The organism is Arthrobacter sp. Dra40 (assembly GCF_059091905.1).
Window position 1 is genome coordinate 1 of sequence record NZ_JBNHHB010000501.1, and the last position, 1,255, is coordinate 1,255.

The 1,255-nt window shown below is 67.5% G+C and carries 2 protein-coding genes; one reads left to right on the forward strand and one right to left on the reverse strand.

All coding sequences use genetic code 11. The features are described 5' to 3' along the window. Positions 1–79: 79 nt before the first annotated feature. Positions 80–697, reverse strand: coding sequence for a ribosome maturation factor RimP (gene rimP, locus AC5RWT_RS37555; RefSeq protein ID WP_494084646.1), 618 nt, complete (start codon positions 695–697; stop codon positions 80–82). 128 nt (positions 698–825) lie between these two features. On the opposite strand from rimP, the gene AC5RWT_RS37560 reads away from it, so the two are divergent. Then, positions 826–1,255, forward strand: a 430-nt coding sequence (locus AC5RWT_RS37560; protein WP_494084647.1) for a hypothetical protein, incomplete at its 3' end; no start/stop codon positions are given.

The following is a 1,255-nucleotide window of genomic DNA, read 5'->3' on the forward strand; positions in this document are numbered from 1 at the left end:
GATCGTGGGGATCAGCAGGTCCAGCGGAATTTCGCGTTCGCGCTCAAGCAGCCGCAGGGCGCTCATATCGATATCCATCTCAGGCCTCCTCCTCGTTTTCCAGCTCACCGTTGGACTCGGCAGCAGCCATTTCATCGTCCAACGGGGCAAACTCCACTTCGACCTTGCCGGCGCGGATGTTCGTAAAGTCCAGGTGCACGGGTTCGCCGGGGCGGGCCTTCATGCCCTTCTTCGGCGCGTCTTCCGGCCGTACGGTGACGCCGGTTTCGCTGACCTCGAGCAGGCGGCCGGAGACGTCTTCGCCCGCCACCAGCTTGACCTTGACCAGCCGGCCCGTGTTCCGGCGCCAGTGGCGCGGTTGGGTCAGCGGACGGCTGAGCCCCGGCGAAGAGACCTCCAGGCTGTAGGGCCGCCCGTCGTCCTTGGGGTCCTCATCCAGCGTCTTGGAGACAGTCTGCGAGACCTCGGCGATGGCGTCGAGCCCAACGCCGCCGGACTGGTCCTCGGGCAGGTCCACAATGACATGAAGGGTTCGCTGTGACCCGGCGTGGCGGATCTCCACATCCTCAAGGAACAGCCCGTGGGCGGCCACGGCTGGTTCCAGCAGCTCTTTCAGGCGTGCGGCCTCCGCGGACGTGTCGGTACCGGATGTCCCTCCGGTAGTGGGCACGCCGCTGTGATCGCGCCGCTGGGCCATGCTGCCTCCCTATACTGGTAAGTCTCACTTTCTAGACTAGCGACTTTACCGTGGCTGGTGGCTTTCCGCGGCCAGTACCGTCCCCCGCCGGTGCAGGGGACGGTGAACCCGTGACATCATCGTCAGTTGTGGGATCTACTTCAAGGCGCCAAGGCAGCAAGCAGGCCGCGTCATCCCGGGCGTGGCGGCGGGCGCCACTGCTGCTGCTCACCGCAGCGGTCGTGGTCAGTTCAGGCACCGTGGTGGCGAGCATCACCGGTTCGGCTCCGCCCCCCGGCACCACCGAGCAGGCACGCCTGGACGCTGTGGCCGGTCTGGAGAGCCTGGCAGCGGCCTTTGAGGAACATGACGACGACGGCGCCTCCCCCACCGCTGAGCTGCTCCGCAGCCAGGCGGGTCTGCTGAAGCTCACCACCACCTGGCCGTCCGGGTCCCCTGCTGCCCCCGAAAATGCTGCCACGTCGGCGCCCGGCAGCTCCGCCGCACGCCCTGTACAGCCCCCTGGCCCCGACGATCTGGCTGGCCTGGCCGGCGACTTGCTCGCCGATGCCCAGGTGA